Here is a 17,854-nt window from a genome sequence, read left to right as displayed (position 1 = left end):
GACCCCCGGCGTTCCGGCGGCGCTCCCACCGTGTCCCCAGCCGGTCCTCACCCGGGCCGCGCCGGAGGTTACGACCGCGGGTCGCGTTCACCTAAAACACGCCGCATGGTGTTCACTGTCCGCGTGGCATCCCGCAGAGCTGTCCTCGCCGCCGCAGCCGGCGCGCTGGCGACCCTCGCCGGCTGCGACGTCCCGAAGCGGTCCGCGGCGACCTGGCACCCGGCCCCCGACGTGCTGCTGCCGCTGCTCACCCGCACGGTGGCCCTGCGGGACCGCTACGCCGAGGTGCTCACCGCGTTCCCCGCGCTGCAGGACCGGCTCGGCCCGCTCAAGGACGACCACGCCGCCCACGTCGTCGCGCTCGCCCGCGAGATCGGCCTCGACGAGCACGGCCCGATGCCGGCGGCGAGCACGTCCGCCGGGCCCGTCGTCCAGGACCAGGCGGCCGCGATCAAGGAGCTCGTCGGGCTGGAGAAGACCGGCCAGGACGACGCGACCGGCGCGTGCCTGGCCGCCCCGTCCTACCGGGCGGCCCTGCTCGGCTCCATCGCCGCCTGCCGCGCCGCACACGTGGAGATCCTGACATGACGCCTGCCGACGAGCGGCTCGTGGCGGCGCTGCAGGCGGAGCACGCCGCCATCTACGCCTACGGCATCGCCGGCCCCAAGCTCGACAGCGGGACGGTCGGGGTGGCCCGCAACGCCGAGGCGGCCCACCGCACCCGCCGCGACGACCTCGTGGTCCGGCTGTCCGGCGCCGGGATCTCGCCGCCGCCCGCGGCGCCCGCGTACGCGTTGCCGTTCCCGGTCACCGACCGCGCGTCGGCGCTGAAGCTCCTCGCCATGGTGGAGGACCGCACGGCCGCGCAGTGGCGGCTGGCGCTGCCCCCGACCTCCGGCGACGTGCGCAGGCTCGCCGTCGACGCGCTCGTCGACTGCGCCGCGCGGGGCGCCGCCCTGCGTCAGGCGGCCGGCACGACGCCGCTGACCAGCGCGTTCCCGGGCAAGGCCTGACAACCCGGCAAATCGGGGCATACCGCCCCCACGAATTCCGCGACCTCCGGTACTCCCGAAAGCGTGCCATCGCAAGGGCGCAGGACCCCATGGACGTGTCCGCTCCGCGACGATCGTTGCATCACGCCACGAGCGTCCAAACGAGAGGAGACCGACATGCGCCGCACCGCTTGGGCCGGTCCGACGATGCAGCCGCGTCGTTAAAACACACCGTCTCGTGAGCCCTGCCGTCCGGGAAGACGACCACCTGAGCCTTCCCGGACGATCAGGTCTCACACTCCGATGACCCTTCCGACCAGATACGTCGCACCGGCCGCCGCCGCACCGAGCAGCAGCTGCCGGACACCCGAGGTCCACCAGCGCCGGTGGGTGTACCGGGAGATCAACGTCCCGGCGACGAACAATCCGCCACCGCCCGCGGCCAGCGCCGGCCACAGGCTGGTGGCGCCGAGCAGGTACGGCAGCAGCGGCACCAGCGCGCCGATCGAGAAGCACACGAACGACGACCCGGCGGCGACCCACGGGCTGGGCGCCTCGTCGGGGTCGACCCCGAGCTCCTCCTGCGCGTGGACCCGGACCGCTTCGTCGATGTCCCGCCCCAGCGTCGAGGCGACCTCGAGCGCCAGCTCCGGCGGCAGCCCGCGGCGCTCCCAGATCCTGGCGAGCTCCTTGGCCTCCTCCTCGGGGAAGCGGGTCAGCTCCCGCCGCTCCTTCGCCACCTCCGCGGCGACCTGCTCGTTCTGCGCGCGGACGCTGGTGAACTCGCCCAGCCCCATCGAGATCGCCCCGGCGACCAGGCCGGCCGTGCCGGTCAGCACGATCGTGCGCGGCGAGATCCCGCCGCCGCCGACCCCGGCGATCAGCGCGATGTTGGTGACCAGCCCGTCCATGGCCCCGAACACCGCCGCCCGCAACCACCCACCGGACACGTCGGTATGGTGATGCGCGTCCAGCGCCGCCGGATGCGCCGCCGGATTCGCCGCCGGGCCGGTCACGGCAGGGTCAGGATCTCGTAGCCCTCGTCCGTCACCACGATGGTGTGCTCGAACTGGGCGGTCCACCTGTGGTCCTTGGTGACGACCGTCCAGCCGTCCTTCCAGATGTTGTAGTCGTGCGTGCCGAGCGTGATCATCGGCTCGATCGTGAACGTCATCCCGGGCTCCATCACCGTGGTGAGCCGCGGGTTGTCGTAGTGCGGCACGTAGAGGCCCGTGTGGAACACCTCGTTGATGCCGTGGCCGGTGAAGTCGCGCACCACGCCGTAGCCGAAGCGCTTCGCGTACGCCTCGATGACCCGCCCGATCGCGTTGATCGGCCGACCGGGCGCGACGGCCCGGATGCCCCGCATCATCGCCTCGCGGGTCCGCTCGACCAGCAGCCGGACCTCCTCGGTGACGTTACCGACGCAGAACGTCTGGTTGGTGTCGCCGTGCACCCCGCCGATGAACGCCGTCACGTCCACGTTGAGGATGTCGCCGTCCTCGATCACCGTCGAGTCGGGGATGCCGTGGCAGATCACCTCGTTGAGCGACGTGCAGCACGACTTCGGGAACCCTTTGTAGCCCAGCGTCGACGGATACGCCCCGTGGTCGCACAGGAACTCGTGCACCACCCGGTCGATCTCGTCGGTCGTCACCCCCGGCTTGGCGTGCTCCCCCGCCAGCACCGTCGCCTGCGCGGCGAGCCGGCTCGCCACCCGCATCCGCTCGATGATCTCCGGGGTCTGCACGTCCGACCCGCGCTGCTTGCTCGGCCCGCGCTTCCCCACGTACTCGGGGCGCGCGATCGAGGCCGGAACCTGACGCCAGGGTGTTTGCGTGCCGGGGGCGAGCGGTGCGCGGACGGTCATGCCGAAAAGCCTAACGCGCATCAACACGACGTGGTCTGGGTAACCCCCTGAGCATGATCGACGACGACCGCGTCACCCAGCGCGCCGAGGAGCTCCTGCCCGAGGAGCTCGCCGCCGGCAGCGACGACCCGAAGGCCCAGGCCGAAGCCCTCCTCACCGACTCCGAGGACCGCCAGCACTACCGCGAGACCACGCCTGACCTGCGCATCGACCACCGCACCTCAGACGAGGCCGCCGCCACCGGCGAGTAGCTCCTCCAGCGAGATCTCGCATAGGGCAGGTTATGGCCGTATGGCCACCCGAGACCGGTGGGTGCGGGCGGCTTCGATGAAGGCGGCGAAGACGCGGAAGTCGGTGGTGTCCTCGGGGTGCCACTGGACGCCGATGGCGAAGGGCTTCGACGGGTCCTCGACCACCTCGATGAGGTTGTCGTCGGGGCACCAGCCGGTCGGGGTCAGCGTGCCGGGGTCGGCGCAGCCCTGGTGGTGAAACGAGTTGACCATCACGGAGTCGCCGAGGATCTTGGCGGCGAGGGTGCCGCCGGTCAGGACGACCGGGTGCTCGCCGAACTTGGGGCCGCTGACGGGGCGGTGGTCGTTGTGGCCCAGGACGTCGGGCAGGTGCTGGTGGAGGCGGCCGCCATACGCGACGCACATCAGCTGCATGCCACGGCAGATGCCCAGCAGCGGCAGGTCGGCGGCGAGCGCGGCGCGCATGAGCAGCAGTTCGGCGGTGTCGCGCTCGGGCTTGACCTTCGTGGTGGCGTGGGGCGGCTCGCCGTAGAGGTCCGGGTTCACGTCGGAGCCGCCGGTGAACATGATCCCGTCGAGGCCGTCCAGGACGTCGATGTCGGGGTCGTCAGGGGTCACGAGGACCGCCCGGCCGCCGGAGGAGTGCACCGCGTGCACGTACGACAGCGGGAGCACGGCCGAGAAGGTGTCGTTGAGCCCGAAGCGGGTCTCCTCGGCGTAGGTGGTCAGTCCGATCACCGGTCGCGACATGCCCATCAACTTAATCCCACCGGGGCGAGGTTGTGGAGCATCTCGAGCGCCTTGTCCCGGGCGGCCTCCGGGGCGAGGGTGATGAGCGGGTCCCAGTTCAGGTCGTAGAAGACCTCGGTGACGCCCTGCGTGCCGAGCCACGCCGCGCCCTCGCGGATCTGCTCGTAGCTGCCGGACAGCGGCGGGCGGTCGGCGGCGTCCAGCTCGGACTCCGTGAGCTTGACCACACCGCGGCAGACGATCCTCGGCGAAGCGCGACCGGAGGACGCGGCGCCCTCTCGTACAAGAGCGACATCCGCCGAGATGTTGGACAGGTCGGTGGCAGAGCGGCTGACCCAGCCGTCGCCGATCTCACCCGCCCGGCGGATCGCGGCCTCGGCGGCGCCGCCGAGGAGGATCGGCACCCCGGGGCGCTGCACCGGGCGGGGCTCCATGCGGCCCTCCGGCACGGTGTAGAACTCGCCGTCGAACGAGGCGGCACCCGACCACAGCCCCCGCAGCACCGCGACATACTCGCGGGTCCGCGCCGCCCGCCGCGCCATCGAGGCGCCGGTCGCGACGAACTCGTCGGACGACCAGCCGGCGCCGAGCCCGAGGTCGACCCGGCCGCCGCTGAGCACGTCGAGGGTGGCGACCTGCTTGGCGAGCACGACCGGCGACACGAACGGCAGGTTGATCACGGCCACGCCGAGGCGGATCCGGCTGGTCCGGGCCGCAGCGAAGGTCAGCGCGACGATCGGGTCGAGGACGCTGCGGTACATGGGCCCGTCCGCCGACAGCAGCCGCTGGAAGGTCCACAGCGAGTCGTAACCGAGCCGCTCCGCTTCGGTGGCCACCTCCGCGAGGATCTCCGGCGTGGCCCACGACCCGGACACCGGCAGTCCACACCCGATCCGCATGGTCCCAACCTACCCAGGAATCGCCCGCACGAGCGCGGCAAACGGCCGGACGTCCAGGGCCTCCTCGGGGTGCCACTGCACGCCGAGGACGAAGCGGCGCTCCGGGTGCTCCACGGCCTCGATCACGTCGTCGTCGGCCCATCCGGTGACGGTGAGGCCGCCCGGGTCGTCGACGGCCTGGTGATGGTACGAGTTGACCTCCGCCGCCCCGCCGAAGATCTCGGCGGCCCGGGAGCCGGGCGCGAAGCGCGCCGGGTGCGCCCCGTAGACGCCTGGGCTCGGCTGGTGCCGCTCGTTGCCCAGGACGTCGGGCAGGTGCTGGACGAGCGTGCCGCCGCAGGCGACGGCGAGCAGCTCCATGCCCCGGCAGACCCCCAGCACCGGCAGGTCGGCGTCCAGCGCCGCGGTGAGGACGGCCAGCTCGCCGCTGTCGCGGTCCGGGCGGGTCTTCGTCGCCGGATGGGCCGGCGCACCGTAGTGCGCCGGTTCGATGTCGGCACCGCCGGCCAGGACGAGGCCGTCGAGGCGGCGGACCAGGTCGGCGGCGTCGTCCGCCGACGGGGGCAGGATGACCGGCCGGGCGCCGGCCGCCCGCACCATCCGCACGTACCCCTCGGGGACGAGCACCGCCCGCGTGTCCCACACGCCCCAGCGGGCCGGCTCGACGTATGCCGTGATGCCGACGAGCGGAGTCACAGCGGCGTCACGTACGCGCCGGTGATGCCGCCGTCGACGAGGAACGTGGAGGCGGTGATGAACGACGCGTCGTCGCTGGCGAGGAACGCGACCGCGCCGGCGATCTCCTCCGGGGCGCCGAAGCGGCCCATCGGCACGTGCACGAGGCGCCGCGCGGCCCGCTCCGGGTCCTTGGCGAAGAGCTCCATGAGCAGCGGGGTGGCGATCGGCCCGGGGCACAGCGCGTTCACCCGGATGCCTTCGCGGGCGAACTGCACGCCGAGCTCGCGGGTCATCGACAGCACCGCGCCCTTGCTGGCGGTGTAGGCGATCTGCGAGGTGGCGGCGCCGAGCAGCGCGACGAAGCTCGCGGTGTTGATGATCGAGCCCTTGCCCTGGGCGCGCATGTGCGGGATGGCGTACTTGCAGCAGAAGTAGACGCTGGTGGTGTTGACCTTCAGCACGCGCTCCCACGCCTCGAGGCCGGTGTCGAGGATCGAGTCGTCGTCCGGCGGGGAGATGCCGGCGTTGTTGAAGGCGATGTCGAGCCGCCCGTGCCGCTCGGCGACGCCGTCGAAGAGCGCCTTGACCTGCTCCTCGTCGGAGACGTCGGCGGCGACGAACTCGCCGCCCACCTCCTCGGCGGCGGCCTTGCCGGCGTCGGCGTTGAGGTCCACGACGACGACCTTGGCGCCCTCGGACGCGAACCGGCGCGCCGTGGCGAGCCCGATGCCGCTGCCGGCGCCGGTGATGACCGCGACCCGGTCCTGGAGACGAGCCTGCACTTAGACCTCCGTGCTGAAGAAGACGTTCTTGACTTCGCTGAACGCGGCGACCGCGTCCGGGCCGAGCTCACGGCCGAGGCCGGACTGCTTCACGCCGCCGAACGGCGTCCAGTACCGCACCGAGGAGTTGGAGTTGACGCTGAGGTTGCCGGCCTCGACGCCGCGGGCGACGCGGATCCCGCGGCCCAGGTCGCCGGTCCAGATGGAGCCGGACAGGCCGTATTCGGTGTCGTTGGCGAGGCGGATCGCGTCGGCCTCGTCCTCGAAGCGCAGCACCGACAGCACGGGGCCGAAGATCTCCTCGCGCCAGTGCCGGTCCTGGACCGACGACGCCTCGATCACGGTCGGCGCCATCCAGTAGCCGGGGCCGTCGGGCGCGGAACCGGTGAACGCCACGTCCTGCACGTAGGACCGCACGGACGCCAGCTGCCCGCTGCTGATCAAAGGTCCCATCTGCGCGGTCTCAAGGGCTGGGTCCTCGCAGCGGAACGCCTTGACCGACTCCTCCAGCAGGCCCATGAACTCGTCGTACACGCTGGCCTGGATGAGCAGGCGGGACCTGGCGCAGCAGTCCTGGCCCGCGTTGTCGAAGACCGCGCCCGGCGCTCCGGCGGCCGCCTTGGCGAGGTCCGCGTCGGCGAAGACGATGTTGGCGCTCTTGCCGCCGAGCTCCAGGGTCACCCGCTTCACCTGCTGCGCGCAGCCGGCCATGATGCGCTTGCCGACCTCGGTGGAGCCGGTGAAGCAGACCTTGCGCACGAGCGGGTGGGTGACGAACCGCTCGCCGACGACCGAGCCCTTGCCCGGCAGGACGGTGAGCACGCCCTCGGGCAGGCCGGCCTGGAGGGCGAGGTCGGCCAGTCGCAGCGCGGTCAGCGGGGTGAGCTCGGCGGGCTTGAGCACGACGGTGTTGCCGGCGGCGAGCGCGGGGGCGAAGCCCCAGCCCGCGATCGGCATCGGGAAGTTCCACGGCACGATGACCCCGACGACGCCCAGGGGCTCGTAGAACGTGACGTCCATGCCGCCGGCGACCGGGATCTGCCGCCCGCTCAGCCGCTCCGGCGCCCCGGCGTAGTAGTTGAGCACGTCCCGGACGTTGCCGGCCTCCCAGCGGGCGTTGCCGATGGTGTGCCCGGAGTTGCGGACCTCCAGCCGTGCGAGCTCCTCGTTGTGCTCGTCGACGAGCGTGGCGAAGCGGCGCAGCAGCCGGGCCCGGTCGCCCGGTGCCACCGTCCGCCAGGCCTGGAACGCCTGGTGGGCCTTCTCGATCGCGGCGTCGGTCTCCTCGACGCTCAAGGATGGCACCGTGGCGACCACTTCCTCGGTCACCGGCGAAATGACGTCATGCATGCGTGTTCAGAGCCTTTCGAAGCCGCGCTGGAGTTCCCAGTCGGTGACCGCCGCGTCAAACGCTGCCAGCTCGACCCGGGCGTTGTTGGCGTAATGGGCGACGACGTCCTCACCGAACGCCGCCCGGGCCAGCTCGCTGCCCTCCCACAGGGTCAGCGCCTCGCGCAGCGTCGATGGCACCCGCGGCGCGGTGTCGTCCTGGTACGCGTTGCCGGTGTAGATGCCCTCGAGCGGCAGCTCGTTGCGGATGCCGTGCAGCGCGCCGGCGGCCATCGCGGCGATCGCCAGGTAGGGGTTGACGTCGGCGCCGGGCACCCGGTTCTCGACCCGCAGCGACGGGCCGTGGCCGACGACGCGCAGCGCGCAGGTGCGGTTGTCGTTGCCCCAGCGCACCGCGGTCGGTGCGAACGAGCCGGCCTGGTAGCGCTTGTAGGAGTTGATGTTCGGCGCGTACATGAGGGTGAACTCGCGCATGGTCGCCAGCAGGCCGGCCATGGCGTGGTGGAAGGTGGGCTCGTCGACCCGCTGCCCGTCTCTTCGCAGCGAGAAGTGGATGTGGCAGGAGTTGCCCTCGCGCGCGTTGGGCTTGGCCATGAACGTGATCGACACGCCCTCCAGCGCCGCGATCTCCTTGGCGCCGTTCTTGTAGAGCACGTGCCCGTCGGCGTTGCGCAGCGCCTCGTCGTAGCGGAAGGCGATCTCGTGCTGGCCGAGGTTGCACTCGCCCTTGGCGCTCTCCGGGACCAGGCCGGCGCCCGCCATGTCGTTGCGGATGCGGCGCAGCAGCGGCTCGATCCTGGCGGTCTGCAGCAGCGAGTAGTCGGCGTTGAAGACGTTCGCCGGGGTGAGTCCGCGGTACCCCTTGGCGTAGGCCTCCTCGTAGGTGTCGCGGTACGCGACGAACTCCAGCTCGGTGCCCGTGTAGGCGGTCAGGCCGGCGTCGGCGAGCCCGGCCAGCTGCGCCTGCAGGATCTGCCGGGGCGACGCGGCGACGGGTGACTGCCCGTCGAGCCAGCGCAGGTCCGCGAGGACCAGGGCGGTGCCGGGCTGCCACGGGATGCGGCGCAGAGTGGAGAAGTCCGGGATCATCGCGAAGTCGCCGTAGCCGGAGGACCAGGACGACATCGCATAGCCCTCGACCGTGTTCATGTCGACGTCGACCGCGAGCAGGTAGTTGCAGCCCTCGGTGCCGTGGGCGACGACCTCGGCGAGGAAGTGCGGGGCGTAGAACCGCTTGCCCTGCAGGCGGCCCTGCATGTCGGTGACCGCCACGACGACGGTGTCGATCTCGCCGTCGTTCACGGCGACGCGCAGCTGCTCGATCGTCAGCATCGTCCCATCCCTAAAGGTCTAGAAATAAACCATAAACTCAACCGAGCAGGCCACGCAACAGCGCTGCGGTCGCGTCGCAGTGCTCCTCCATCTCGGTGCGCGCCACCAGCGGGTCGCCGCCGAGGATCGCCTCGACGACCCGCTCGTGCTGGGCGTCGGAGTGGTCGAGGTTGCGGCGCAGCACGGGGATCGCGGCCAGCAGCCGGTCCAGGCGCAGCTGCACGTCGGCGATGGAGGCGGCCACCGACGTGGAGCCGCTCGCCGCGGCGATCGCGAGGTGCAGGCGGGAGTCGTTGACCCGCCGGGTCCTCGGGTCGCGGGTGCGGGCGGCGGCCAGGCAGGCGACCAGGTGTGCCCGGTCCGCGGCGGACAGCGCCCGGGTGGCCGCGAGCGCGGCGGCGCCGGGCTCCAGGACCCGCCGGAAGTCCAGCGCGTCGTGCAGCGCGTCGCCCATCTCCCGGGCGAGGGCGGCGGCGTCCTGCTCAGCGGCGTCGGCGTGCGACTCGCCGGTGGAGCGCACCACGAACGTGCCGCCGGAGCGGCCGCGCCGCGACTCGAGGAAGCCGGCCTCCCGCAGGGCGGCGATCGCCTCGCGCAGCGTCACCCGGCTCACCTGGAGGCGCTCCGCCAGCTCGCGCTCCGGGGGAAGCCGCTCGCCGACCGGCACGAGGCCCAGCCGGATCGCCTGGGCCAGCCGCGCCACGGTGATCTCGAAGGCGTTGCCGCCCCGGACCGGCCGCCACATCGGCACACCCGACAAGGGCTCAGTGGCCACCGGCATCCGCCCTCCTCGCCTCGATGGGTCCGGGCGGCGTTCGCGCACCGCCCGGACCACATCATTCCCTAGTCGATGGACGCCGCGGTGTCCTCCGCGATCGCCTCGTCGATCGTGCGGATCGGGCCCTTGAACCAGTGCTTCGCCGACAGCGTCCACCACAGCGCCGCACCGCCGATGACCAGCAGGATCGCCAGCGGCGCATAGTTGACGTTGAGCCAGGAGAAGTCCGTGTTGCCGGGGATCGCGGCCGGCGACAGCGGCAGCACGAAGTAGACCGAGATGACCGCGATCTCGATGACCGCGATCCAGCCCAGCACCTTGTACTTGCTGCCGAGCGTCCACGGGCCGGGCACGAACCTGTCGCCCATCCGCAGGCGCAGGTAGATCGGGATCAGGAAGGCCAGGTACAGGCCGATGACCGCGACCGAGACCACCGCGTAGAAGGCGGTGGGCACGCCGAGCGGGCTCTTGTAGAGCGCGGGCAGGGTGAGCACGAGCCCGGCCGCGGACGCGCCCAGGATCGCGTTGACCGGGGTGCCGTTGCGGTCCACCTTGGACCACAGCCGCCAGCCCGGCACGGCCCGGTCACGACTGAACGCGTAGGTCATCCGGGACATGCTCGTCACGCAGCTCATGCCGCAGAAGAACTGCCCGATGGTGGAGATGAGGATGACCGCCTTGAAGAAGCCGGAGCTCAGCGACGTCTCGAAGATCGCGCCGGAGAAGCCGCCGGCCTTGGTGATCGCCTCGACGTCGGTCGCCGCGAACAGGAACGACAGCAGCAGGATCCAGCCGCCGATCGCCGAGTAGAAGATGGACTGCCACAGGCCCTTCGCAGCGGCCGTGGACGCGCCCTTCGTCTCCTCCGACACGTGCGCGCACGCGTCGAAGCCGGTGATCGTGTACTGCGTGAGCAGGAACCCGAACGGCAGCACCAGGAACCAGTACAGCGCGTCGGAGTAACCGGAGTTGTTGAACCGCTCCGTGAAGACGAACTCCAGGCTCTGGTGCTTCTCCGGCACGAACACCAGGATCAGCACGACCGCGGCGGCACCGAACACGTGCCACCACACCGAGACGTTCTGCAGCACGTCGATGATGTTGTGACCCCAGATGTTGATCGCCGCGTGCAGCACGAGGATCACCACGAAGAGCAGGAACGTCAGGTACAGGTTGGTGCTGTCCCAGGAGGTGTACGCGTCCAGCACCAGGCTCATGAACGTCGCACAGCCGTAGTCGACCGACGCGGTGACGGCGACCAGGCCGACGAGGTTGAGCCACCCGGTGAACCAGCCGTGGATGGGCCTGCCCATCTTCGCGGCCCACCAGTAGATGCCACCGGCCGTCGGGTACGCCGACACCAGCTCCGACATGCAGAAGCCGATGATGAGGATGAAGACAGAGATGAGCGGCCAGCCCCAGGAGATGGCGACCGGGCCGCCGTTCATCCACGCCTGACCGAACGTGGTGAAACAGCCGGCGAGGATCGAGATGATGGAGAACGAGATGGCGAAATTGGAGAAGCCGCTCCACTTGCGACGCAGCTCCTGCTTGTAGCCCAGCTCGGCGAGCCGCTGTTCGTCTGCGTCGACGGTCGGTGATGCCATGGGCACCTCCTCGGTTCTTAGGGGTGGGGGTTCCTTCCGTTGGCCGCCGCCAGGAGCCTGCCGAGGCCGGGGTCGTCGTCCAAGGCATCCTTGGCCTGGCCCCACTTCTCGGCCGCCTCCGCCGCGTAGTCGAACGCGGCGGACTTGAACAGTCCATGGTGGACGGTGAACCACAGCGTCCAGGTGACGTTGGACGCGACTTGAAACAGCCGGACCCTCGCGCGGAGGGCCTCGTCCGCGCCGGCGAAGTACTCCCCCGCCAGCAGGCCGACCAGATCCGGGTCGTAGTCGGCCTCCGCGGCGATGTCGCCGAGCTCGAATGCGGGGTCGTTGTTGCCGGACAGCTGGTAGTCGATGATCCGCACGCCGTCGCCGGTGGCGATGAAGTTCTCGGCGAGCAGGTCGTTGTGGCACGGCACGCGCGGCAGCGGTCGCGCCGCCAGCGCCGTTCTCAGCGCGTCCACTGTGGACGAACGGTCCAGGTAGCCGTCCGGCAGCGGCAGGTCGTGCCGCGCGCAGACGTCGAGCAGCTCGGCCCGCTTGGCGAAGATGTCGAAGTCGTTGCCGAACGCGGGACCGGCGTGCAGCCGGCGGCAGGCGGTCGCGATGGACGGGATGATCTCGGGGCGGCGCACCTCGGCGGCGCCGAGGGTCCGTCCCGGCAGGTACTCGATGACGACCGCCGGGACGTCCGGCAGGACCTCGTAGACCTGTGCGCCGACGGTCCGCGCCGCGAGCACGGTGTTGGCGATCTCCTGCTCCGGCGGGACGCCGAGGCCGGCGGCGGACACCGCGGGCTCCAGCACCCGCAGCACGTAGGGCACCCGGTCGACGTCGACCCGGTAGATGTGATGGGACAGACCACCCTGCAGCCGCTGCCATTCGACCGCGCGGCCCATCCACGACGGGACCCGCTCCAGCAGGTCCGTGACGGACGGCACCGCAGTCATGGCACCCGGCCCCTTCGCCGCGTGGTCCACGCCGGTTACAGACCTTTTACACCCCGCGGCCCGTAGTGATCGGCGTCATAGTGGGGCAAGTTAACGCCTGCCGCGGCGGGGTCGTCAAGAGGGAGCTTCGCGTGTACCGGTATCGCTTCAGACCTTTTACAAGCCCGGCACGCGGGATCACAATCATGCAATGTCGGACCTTCCAGCAGCCGCCCGCGCGGTGGTCGTCGGCGGCGGTGTCGCCGGTTGCAGCGTGGCCTACCACCTGGCGCGACTCGGCTGGACCGACGTCGTGCTGCTCGAACAGCACGAGCTGACCGACGGCACGACCTGGCACTCGGCCGGCTTCGTCGGGCAGCTGCGCTCCACGGTCAGCCAGACCCGGATGATCATGTATTCGTCGGGCCTGTACGCGGAGCTGCGCACCCTCACCGGCATGGACCCCGGCTGGCGGGGCGTCGGCGGGCTGCGCCTGGCCACGACCCCTTCGCGCGTCGAGGAGCTGCGGCGACAGGCCAGCGCCGCCACCACGTACGGCCTCGAACTGGACCTGCTGACCGCCGCGCAGGCGAAGGAGCGGCTGCCGCTGCTCGACGTCAGCGACGTCCTCGCCGCCGGCTGGCTGCCCGGCGACGGCTGGCTGGAGCCCGCGCAGCTGGCCGCCGCGCTCGCCGCGGGCGCCGCCGCGCTCGGCGTCCGGATCGTCACCGGGGTCCGCGTCACCGGGGTCGAGACGGTCGCCGGCCGGGTCGCCGGGGTCGTCACCTCCGCCGGCCGGATCGCCACCGAGGTCGTCGTCAACGCCGCGGGCGCCGCCGCCGGGCACGTCGGGCGGCTCGCCGGCGTCGACATCCCGATCGTGCCGATCAAGCATCAGTACGTCGTCACCGGGGCGCTCGACGGCGCCGGGTCCACGGTGGACCTCCCGACGGTCCGGGACCCCGACCGGATCGTGTACTTCCGCGGCGCCCCTGAGCCGGTCGGCGGGCTGCTGGTCGGCGGCTACGTGCGGGACCCGTCGCTGTGGGACGACCCTGACCCGCTGTCGGCGCCGCGGACCCTGTTCGAGCCCGACCTGGACAAGTTCGCCGAGTCGTGGGGCAACGCCCGGCACCGCGTCCCGGCGCTGCGCACGGCCGGCATGGACCGGGTCGTGCACGGGCCGGAGGCGTTCACCCCGGACGGGGAGTTCCTGCTCGGCGAGACCGCGGTCGCCGGCTTCTGGGTCGCCGCCGGGTTCTGCGTGCACGGGCTCGCCGCGGCCGGCGGCGTCGGCAAGGTGATCTCCGAGTGGATCGTCGACGGCACCCCGGAGTGGGACGTGTCCACGATGGACGTCCGCCGCTTCGGCGCCCACGCCGCGAGCCGCACCTGGGCGGCGGCGAAGGCGCTCGACGGCTACTCCCGCTACTACGACGTGGTGTACCCCGGGCAGGAGTGGACCGCCGGCCGCCCGCTGCGCCGCTCCCCCGTCTGGCCGCGCCTGGCCTCGCTCGACGCCGCGCTCGGGGAGAAGGCCGGGTGGGAGCGGGCGAACTGGTTCGGCGTCAACGCGCCACTCGCCGTCCCCGGTGTCACCGCGCCGCGCGGCTGGGCCGGGCGGCACTGGTCGCCGGCGATCGCCGCCGAGGTCGCCGCGACCGCCACCGCGGCCGGGCTGTTCGACCAGTCGTCGTTCGCGAAGCTCGACGTGCGCGGCCCGGGCGCGCTGCCGCTGCTGCAACGGTTGTGCGCCAACGACGTCGACCGTCCGGTGGGCGGCCTCACGTACACCTCGATGCTCAACGCGCGTGGAGGGGTCGAGGCGGACCTGACCGTGACGCGACTCGGCGAGGCCCACTTCCGGATCGTCACCAGCACCGCGAGCGGCGTGCGGGACGCGGCCTGGATCCGCCGGTTCGCGGGTCCCGGCGTCCTGGTGGACGACGTCACGTCGGCGCACGGCTGCCTGTGCCTGTGGGGGCCGGCGGCCCGCGACATCCTCCAGCCGCTCACCGACGCGCCGCTGTCCAACGCCGACTTCCCGTTCATGCGCGCCGCCCGGCTGACGGTCGGCCCGGTGCCGGTCCTCGCCCAGCGGGTCACCTTCGTCGGCGAGCTCGGCTGGGAGCTGTACGCGCCGGCCGAGTACACGCTCACGCTGTGGGACCTGCTGATGGGGGCCGGCGCCCCGCTCGGGCTGCGGCCGGGCGGCTACCGGGCGATCGACTCGATGCGCCTGGAGAAGGGCTACCGCGTCTGGGGCGCCGACCTCACCACCGACACCGACCCGATCTCCGCCGGCCTCGGCCCGTTCGTCTCGCGGTCGAAGGACTTCATCGGCCGGGACGCCCTTCCCGACGCCCCCGACCGGGTGCTGCGCTGCCTCGTGCTGGACGATCCCGCCACCGTCTGCCTCGGCGGGGAGCCGGTCCGCGTCGACGGCGTGCCGAGCGGCCGGGTCACGTCCGGCGGGTTCGGCTACCGGGTCGGGGCGTCGATCGCCTACGCGTATCTGCCGGCGACGACGCCGGTCGGCACCCCCGTCGAGGTCTCCGTCTTCGACCGCTGGTCCCCCGCCGTCGTGCGCGCCGAACCCCTCTACGACCCGAAGATGCTCCGGGTCCGCGCCTAGTTCCCGGTGGGGAGAGGAGCCGGGCCGAGCCCGCGCAGGCTGCCGCGGAGGGTGTCCTCGCCGTCCTCGCGGCCCACGAAGCACAGCAGGTGGCCCGGGTCGTGGGACTCCAGCCAGAGGACGGTGAGGTCGTCGCGGGCGCTGGTGGCCGACTCCGGCAGGCCGAGGAAGGAGGCGACCACCCCCAGGCAGCTCACCTCCGGCTGCCCGCCGTCGGCGGTGGCTCCGGTGAACTCGCCGGAGTGGCCGTCGTCGCAGCGCTTCCAGCTCAGGTGCTTGCCGTTGTTCTCCTCGCCGACGCAGGTGACCGCCGCCGGACGGCCCGGGCCGCGCATGCCGTGCCGCAGGCTGCCGGTGGTGGTCGTCGGGGTGCCCCGGCTGTCCATCGTCTCGTAGAGGGCACAGCCCAGCGACGCGACGTCCTCATCGGAGGCGTGCACGATGCCGTACCCGACCCGGGACTCCGCCAGCGGGCCGTCGAGGAACTCGGAGGCACGCTTGCGGCAGCTCGCCTCGGCATCGTCCGGGTCGAAGAACGCGATGATCTCGAAGCCGTGCGCGTTGTCGCACGGGGCGGCGCGCAGCGAGTCGCCGGGGCCGGCCGAGTCCAGCTCGACCCGCAGGCCGCTCCAGCTCTCCACGTAACAGCCGGGCTCCGCCCAGGCCGGCGCCTCGTCGCTGAACGGATTGTGCCGCCAGAACATGACCCCGCCGCACACGAGCACGAGAACGCCGATGAGGATGACCTTCTCGCGCATGCGGCGGGACGCTACCGGATCATCTTCCGTTGCCGCTACCGGGACTCCGGGCGGTCGATGACGCGCAGCCAGGAGCCGTCGGGCTGGCGGCGGACGACCTGCACGCGGCCGCCCTTGCCGTCGGCGGAGCGGGTGCCGGTCAGCGCCAGGTCGCCGTTGACGACGGTCGGGGTGAGCGGCTCCAGCTCGAAGCTCGGCACATGCTTGATCATCTCTTCGCAGACCTTCCGGATCGCGGCCCGGCCGACGGTCGTCTCGCCCGGCGGGTAGGCCAGGACGGCGTCCGGCTCGTACAGCGCGGCAAGCCCCTCGGCGTCGCCGGCGTTGGCCCGCTCGACGAACAGGCGGGTCAGGTCCTCGGGCGTCTTCGCTGTCGTTGTCATACCTCCACCCTGCGTGGTCCGCTGCCATAACTCCAAGACCGGTTTCTGCTGACTTCTAGCATCAGTGCTTATGGAGCTGCATCAGCTGGTGTACTTCGTGGCCGTCGCCGAGGAGGCGAGCTTCACCCGCGCGGCGGCCCGGCTGCGGGTCGCGCAGCCGGGCGTGAGCGCACAGGTCAGGAAGCTGGAGCGGGAGCTGCGGCAGGACCTGCTGGACCGGTCCGGCCGGGAGGTCCGGCTGACCGCGGCCGGCGCGGCGGTCCTGCCCTACGCCCGGGCGGCCCTCGCGGCCGTCGAGGGTGCCCGGCAGACCGCCGCGGAGCTCGCCGGGCTGGCCCGTGGCAGGCTCGCGATCGGCACCGTGACCTCGCACGACGTCGACCTGCCCGGGGTGCTCGCGGACTTCCACGCCGCACACCCGGGGGTCGAGATCACCCTCGCCGAGGACACCACCGACCGGCTCGTCGAAGGGCTGCTCTCCGGGCATCTGGACGCGGCGATCATCGCGTACGACGCCCCGCCGCCCGACCTCGACGTGCGCATGCTGACCGACGAGGCGATCGACGCCGCCGTCGCCACCGGTCACGCCTGGGCCCGGCGGTCGGCGGTGCGGATCGCGGACCTGCGGGACCGGCCCCTCGTCTGCCTCCCCGGCGGCACCGGCATCCGCGGCATCCTCGAGTCGGCGTGTGCGGCCGCCGGGTTCGCGCCGCGGGTGGCGTTCGAGGCGGGGACGCCGCAGGTGGTGGCGCGGCTGGCCGCGCGCGGGCTGGGCGTGGCGATCCTGCCGGCGTCGATCGCCCGCGGTTTCGACGGGCTGCACGCGCTGCGGATCACGCGCCCCGCGCTGAGCGGCCGGCTCGGCCTCGCGTGGCGGCGCGCCGGACCCCGCTCGGCGGCCGCCGCGGCGTTCCTCGCCCGCTTCCCCGCCCCGCCGCGCCAGGACACAAGACCGCCTTCGGCGAAGTAGCCGTCGTTCCCCCTGTGCCGGACGGCCCCGCCCGGCGCCTCGTCCCCCGCTTCACCAGGGCACAGAGGCGTTCTCGTGTCGCTGCACCAGGGCGCGGGGCCCTCCTCGTGTCGCTTCACCAGGGCACGGGGCCGTCCTCGTCGAAGAAGCCGCCGGTCGGGCCGTCCGCGGGCAGCGTCGCCAGCCGGACGGCGGCCGTCGCTCCCTGCGCCGGGGTCCGCGGGCCGGCGTGGCCGTTCATGTCGGTCGCGCAGTAGCCGGGGTCGGCGGCGTTGACCTTGATCGCCGTGCCGCGCAGCTCGTTGGCGTAGGAGACGGTGACCGCGTTCAGCGCGCTCTTGGACGCGTTGTACGCCAGGAGCGGGTTCTGCGCGTACACGTGCGACGGCTCCGTGGTGAAAGCGAGGGACCCCAGCCCGCTGCTGAGGTTCACGATCCGCCCCGCGCCGGAGCGCCGCAGCGCGGGCAGCGCCGCGTTGGTGACCGCGACGACGCCGAACACGTTCGTGGCGAACGTGTCCCGCAGCAGGTCGACCGGGGTCCCGCTGGGCGGCGCGCCCCGCTCCAGCAGCACGCCGGCATTGTTGACCAGCACGTCGAGCCGTTCCAGGGTCGCCAGCCGGCCGACGCTGTCCTCGTCGGTCACGTCCAGGGTGATCGCCGTCGCGAACGGGCCGAGCGCCGCGGCCGCCTCCTTGCCGCGCACCGCGTCCCGCGCGCCGATCAGGACCTTCATGCCGTGCCTGGTGCCGAGCAGCTTCGCGATCTCGAATCCGATGCCTTTGTTCGCGCCCGTGACGAGGGCGACGCGTGGTTCGTCCATGCCCGCCACGCTGCCCGCCGGCCGTCGATCGCGGCAGAGCCGTGCCGAACATCGGATCGGCGGTCCC

Annotated in this window: 19 protein-coding genes; 5 read left to right on the top strand and 14 right to left on the bottom strand. The window is 72.2% G+C overall.

The features are described from left to right. Positions 1-123 precede the first annotated feature (123 nt). On the top strand, positions 124-588 hold the full coding sequence (locus ACFY3L_RS08750) for a hypothetical protein (protein ID WP_389320318.1): 465 nt from the start codon (positions 124-126) through the stop codon (positions 586-588). Next, positions 585-1,013, top strand: coding sequence for a ferritin-like domain-containing protein (locus ACFY3L_RS08745; protein ID WP_389320315.1), 429 nt, complete (start codon positions 585-587; stop codon positions 1,011-1,013). The genes ACFY3L_RS08750 and ACFY3L_RS08745 overlap by 4 nt, the downstream gene beginning before the upstream one ends. A gap of 272 nt (positions 1,014-1,285) precedes the next feature. Here ACFY3L_RS08745 and ACFY3L_RS08740 read toward each other — a convergent pair whose 3' ends face one another. Next, the gene (locus ACFY3L_RS08740) at positions 1,286-2,008 is read right to left on the bottom strand and encodes a VIT1/CCC1 transporter family protein (RefSeq protein ID WP_389320312.1); all 723 of its coding nucleotides are present in this window, start codon (positions 2,006-2,008) and stop codon (positions 1,286-1,288) included. After that, complete coding sequence (map, locus tag ACFY3L_RS08735) at positions 2,005-2,862, bottom strand: type I methionyl aminopeptidase (protein ID WP_389320309.1); 858 nt, start codon at positions 2,860-2,862, stop codon at positions 2,005-2,007. The genes ACFY3L_RS08740 and map overlap by 4 nt, the downstream gene beginning before the upstream one ends. A 53-nt stretch (positions 2,863-2,915) precedes the next feature. Here map and ACFY3L_RS08730 point away from each other — a divergent pair, with 53 nt between their 5' ends. Continuing rightward, the gene (locus ACFY3L_RS08730) at positions 2,916-3,113 is read left to right on the top strand and encodes a hypothetical protein (RefSeq protein WP_389320306.1); all 198 of its coding nucleotides are present in this window, start codon (positions 2,916-2,918) and stop codon (positions 3,111-3,113) included. Between the two features lie 30 nt (positions 3,114-3,143). Here the strand turns inward: ACFY3L_RS08730 and ACFY3L_RS08725 are convergent, their stop codons facing one another. The 9 genes from ACFY3L_RS08725 to ACFY3L_RS08685 form a co-directional block, all read right to left on the bottom strand. Then, on the bottom strand, positions 3,144-3,863 hold the full coding sequence (locus tag ACFY3L_RS08725; RefSeq protein WP_389320303.1) for a gamma-glutamyl-gamma-aminobutyrate hydrolase family protein: 720 nt from the start codon (positions 3,861-3,863) through the stop codon (positions 3,144-3,146). 5 nt (positions 3,864-3,868) lie between these two features. Beyond that, on the bottom strand, positions 3,869-4,762 hold the full coding sequence (locus ACFY3L_RS08720) for an LLM class flavin-dependent oxidoreductase (RefSeq protein WP_389320300.1): 894 nt from the start codon (positions 4,760-4,762) through the stop codon (positions 3,869-3,871). Between the two features lie 9 nt (positions 4,763-4,771). Then, the gene (locus tag ACFY3L_RS08715; protein WP_389320297.1) at positions 4,772-5,458 is read right to left on the bottom strand and encodes a gamma-glutamyl-gamma-aminobutyrate hydrolase family protein; all 687 of its coding nucleotides are present in this window, start codon (positions 5,456-5,458) and stop codon (positions 4,772-4,774) included. Next, positions 5,455-6,222 carry a 3-oxoacyl-ACP reductase gene (locus ACFY3L_RS08710; RefSeq protein ID WP_389320295.1) on the bottom strand — a complete coding sequence of 256 codons (768 nt, stop codon included), beginning with the start codon at positions 6,220-6,222 and terminating at the stop codon, positions 5,455-5,457. The genes ACFY3L_RS08715 and ACFY3L_RS08710 overlap by 4 nt, the downstream gene beginning before the upstream one ends. Further along, a complete protein-coding gene (locus tag ACFY3L_RS08705) occupies positions 6,223-7,572 on the bottom strand; it encodes an aldehyde dehydrogenase family protein (protein ID WP_389320292.1) in 1,350 nt (449 codons plus the stop codon). Positions 7,573-7,578: 6 nt separating this feature from the next. Next, positions 7,579-8,904 carry a glutamine synthetase family protein gene (locus ACFY3L_RS08700; protein ID WP_389320289.1) on the bottom strand — a complete coding sequence of 442 codons (1,326 nt, stop codon included), beginning with the start codon at positions 8,902-8,904 and terminating at the stop codon, positions 7,579-7,581. A 37-nt stretch (positions 8,905-8,941) separates the two neighbouring features. Further along, entirely contained in the window at positions 8,942-9,685 is a 744-nt protein-coding gene (locus tag ACFY3L_RS08695; protein ID WP_389320286.1) for a FadR/GntR family transcriptional regulator, read from the bottom strand. 62 nt (positions 9,686-9,747) lie between these two features. Further along, positions 9,748-11,289: an amino acid permease gene (locus ACFY3L_RS08690; protein WP_389320283.1), complete on the bottom strand. Its 1,542-nt coding sequence runs from the start codon at positions 11,287-11,289 to the stop codon at positions 9,748-9,750. 17 nt (positions 11,290-11,306) lie between these two features. Beyond that, positions 11,307-12,230 (bottom strand): phosphotransferase, encoded by a 924-nt coding sequence (locus ACFY3L_RS08685; RefSeq protein WP_389320280.1) that lies wholly within the window; start codon positions 12,228-12,230, stop codon positions 11,307-11,309. 199 nt (positions 12,231-12,429) lie between these two features. Here ACFY3L_RS08685 and ACFY3L_RS08680 point away from each other — a divergent pair, with 199 nt between their 5' ends. Continuing rightward, on the top strand, positions 12,430-14,853 hold the full coding sequence (locus ACFY3L_RS08680; protein WP_389320277.1) for an FAD-dependent oxidoreductase: 2,424 nt from the start codon (positions 12,430-12,432) through the stop codon (positions 14,851-14,853). Here ACFY3L_RS08680 and ACFY3L_RS08675 read toward each other — a convergent pair. Next, entirely contained in the window at positions 14,850-15,611 is a 762-nt protein-coding gene (locus ACFY3L_RS08675; protein ID WP_389320274.1) for a hypothetical protein, read from the bottom strand. The genes ACFY3L_RS08680 and ACFY3L_RS08675 overlap by 4 nt on opposite strands. Before the next feature lie 35 nt (positions 15,612-15,646). Further along, a complete protein-coding gene (locus ACFY3L_RS08670; RefSeq protein ID WP_389320271.1) occupies positions 15,647-15,994 on the bottom strand; it encodes a YybH family protein in 348 nt (115 codons plus the stop codon). Between the two features lie 70 nt (positions 15,995-16,064). Here ACFY3L_RS08670 and ACFY3L_RS08665 point away from each other — a divergent pair, with 70 nt between their 5' ends. Continuing rightward, positions 16,065-16,964 (top strand): LysR substrate-binding domain-containing protein, encoded by a 900-nt coding sequence (locus ACFY3L_RS08665; protein WP_389320269.1) that lies wholly within the window; start codon positions 16,065-16,067, stop codon positions 16,962-16,964. 115 nt (positions 16,965-17,079) lie between these two features. Here the strand turns inward: ACFY3L_RS08665 and ACFY3L_RS08660 are convergent, their stop codons facing one another. Further along, positions 17,080-17,787: an SDR family oxidoreductase gene (locus ACFY3L_RS08660; protein WP_389320267.1), complete on the bottom strand. Its 708-nt coding sequence runs from the start codon at positions 17,785-17,787 to the stop codon at positions 17,080-17,082. Positions 17,788-17,854: the final 67 nt, after the last annotated feature.

Source organism: Dactylosporangium sp. NPDC000521, from assembly GCF_042898305.1.
Taxonomy (GTDB): domain Bacteria; phylum Actinomycetota; class Actinomycetes; order Mycobacteriales; family Micromonosporaceae; genus Dactylosporangium.
The sequence above is the reverse complement of the archived record's forward strand: the minus strand, read 5'-3'. Positions and strand labels throughout refer to the sequence as shown.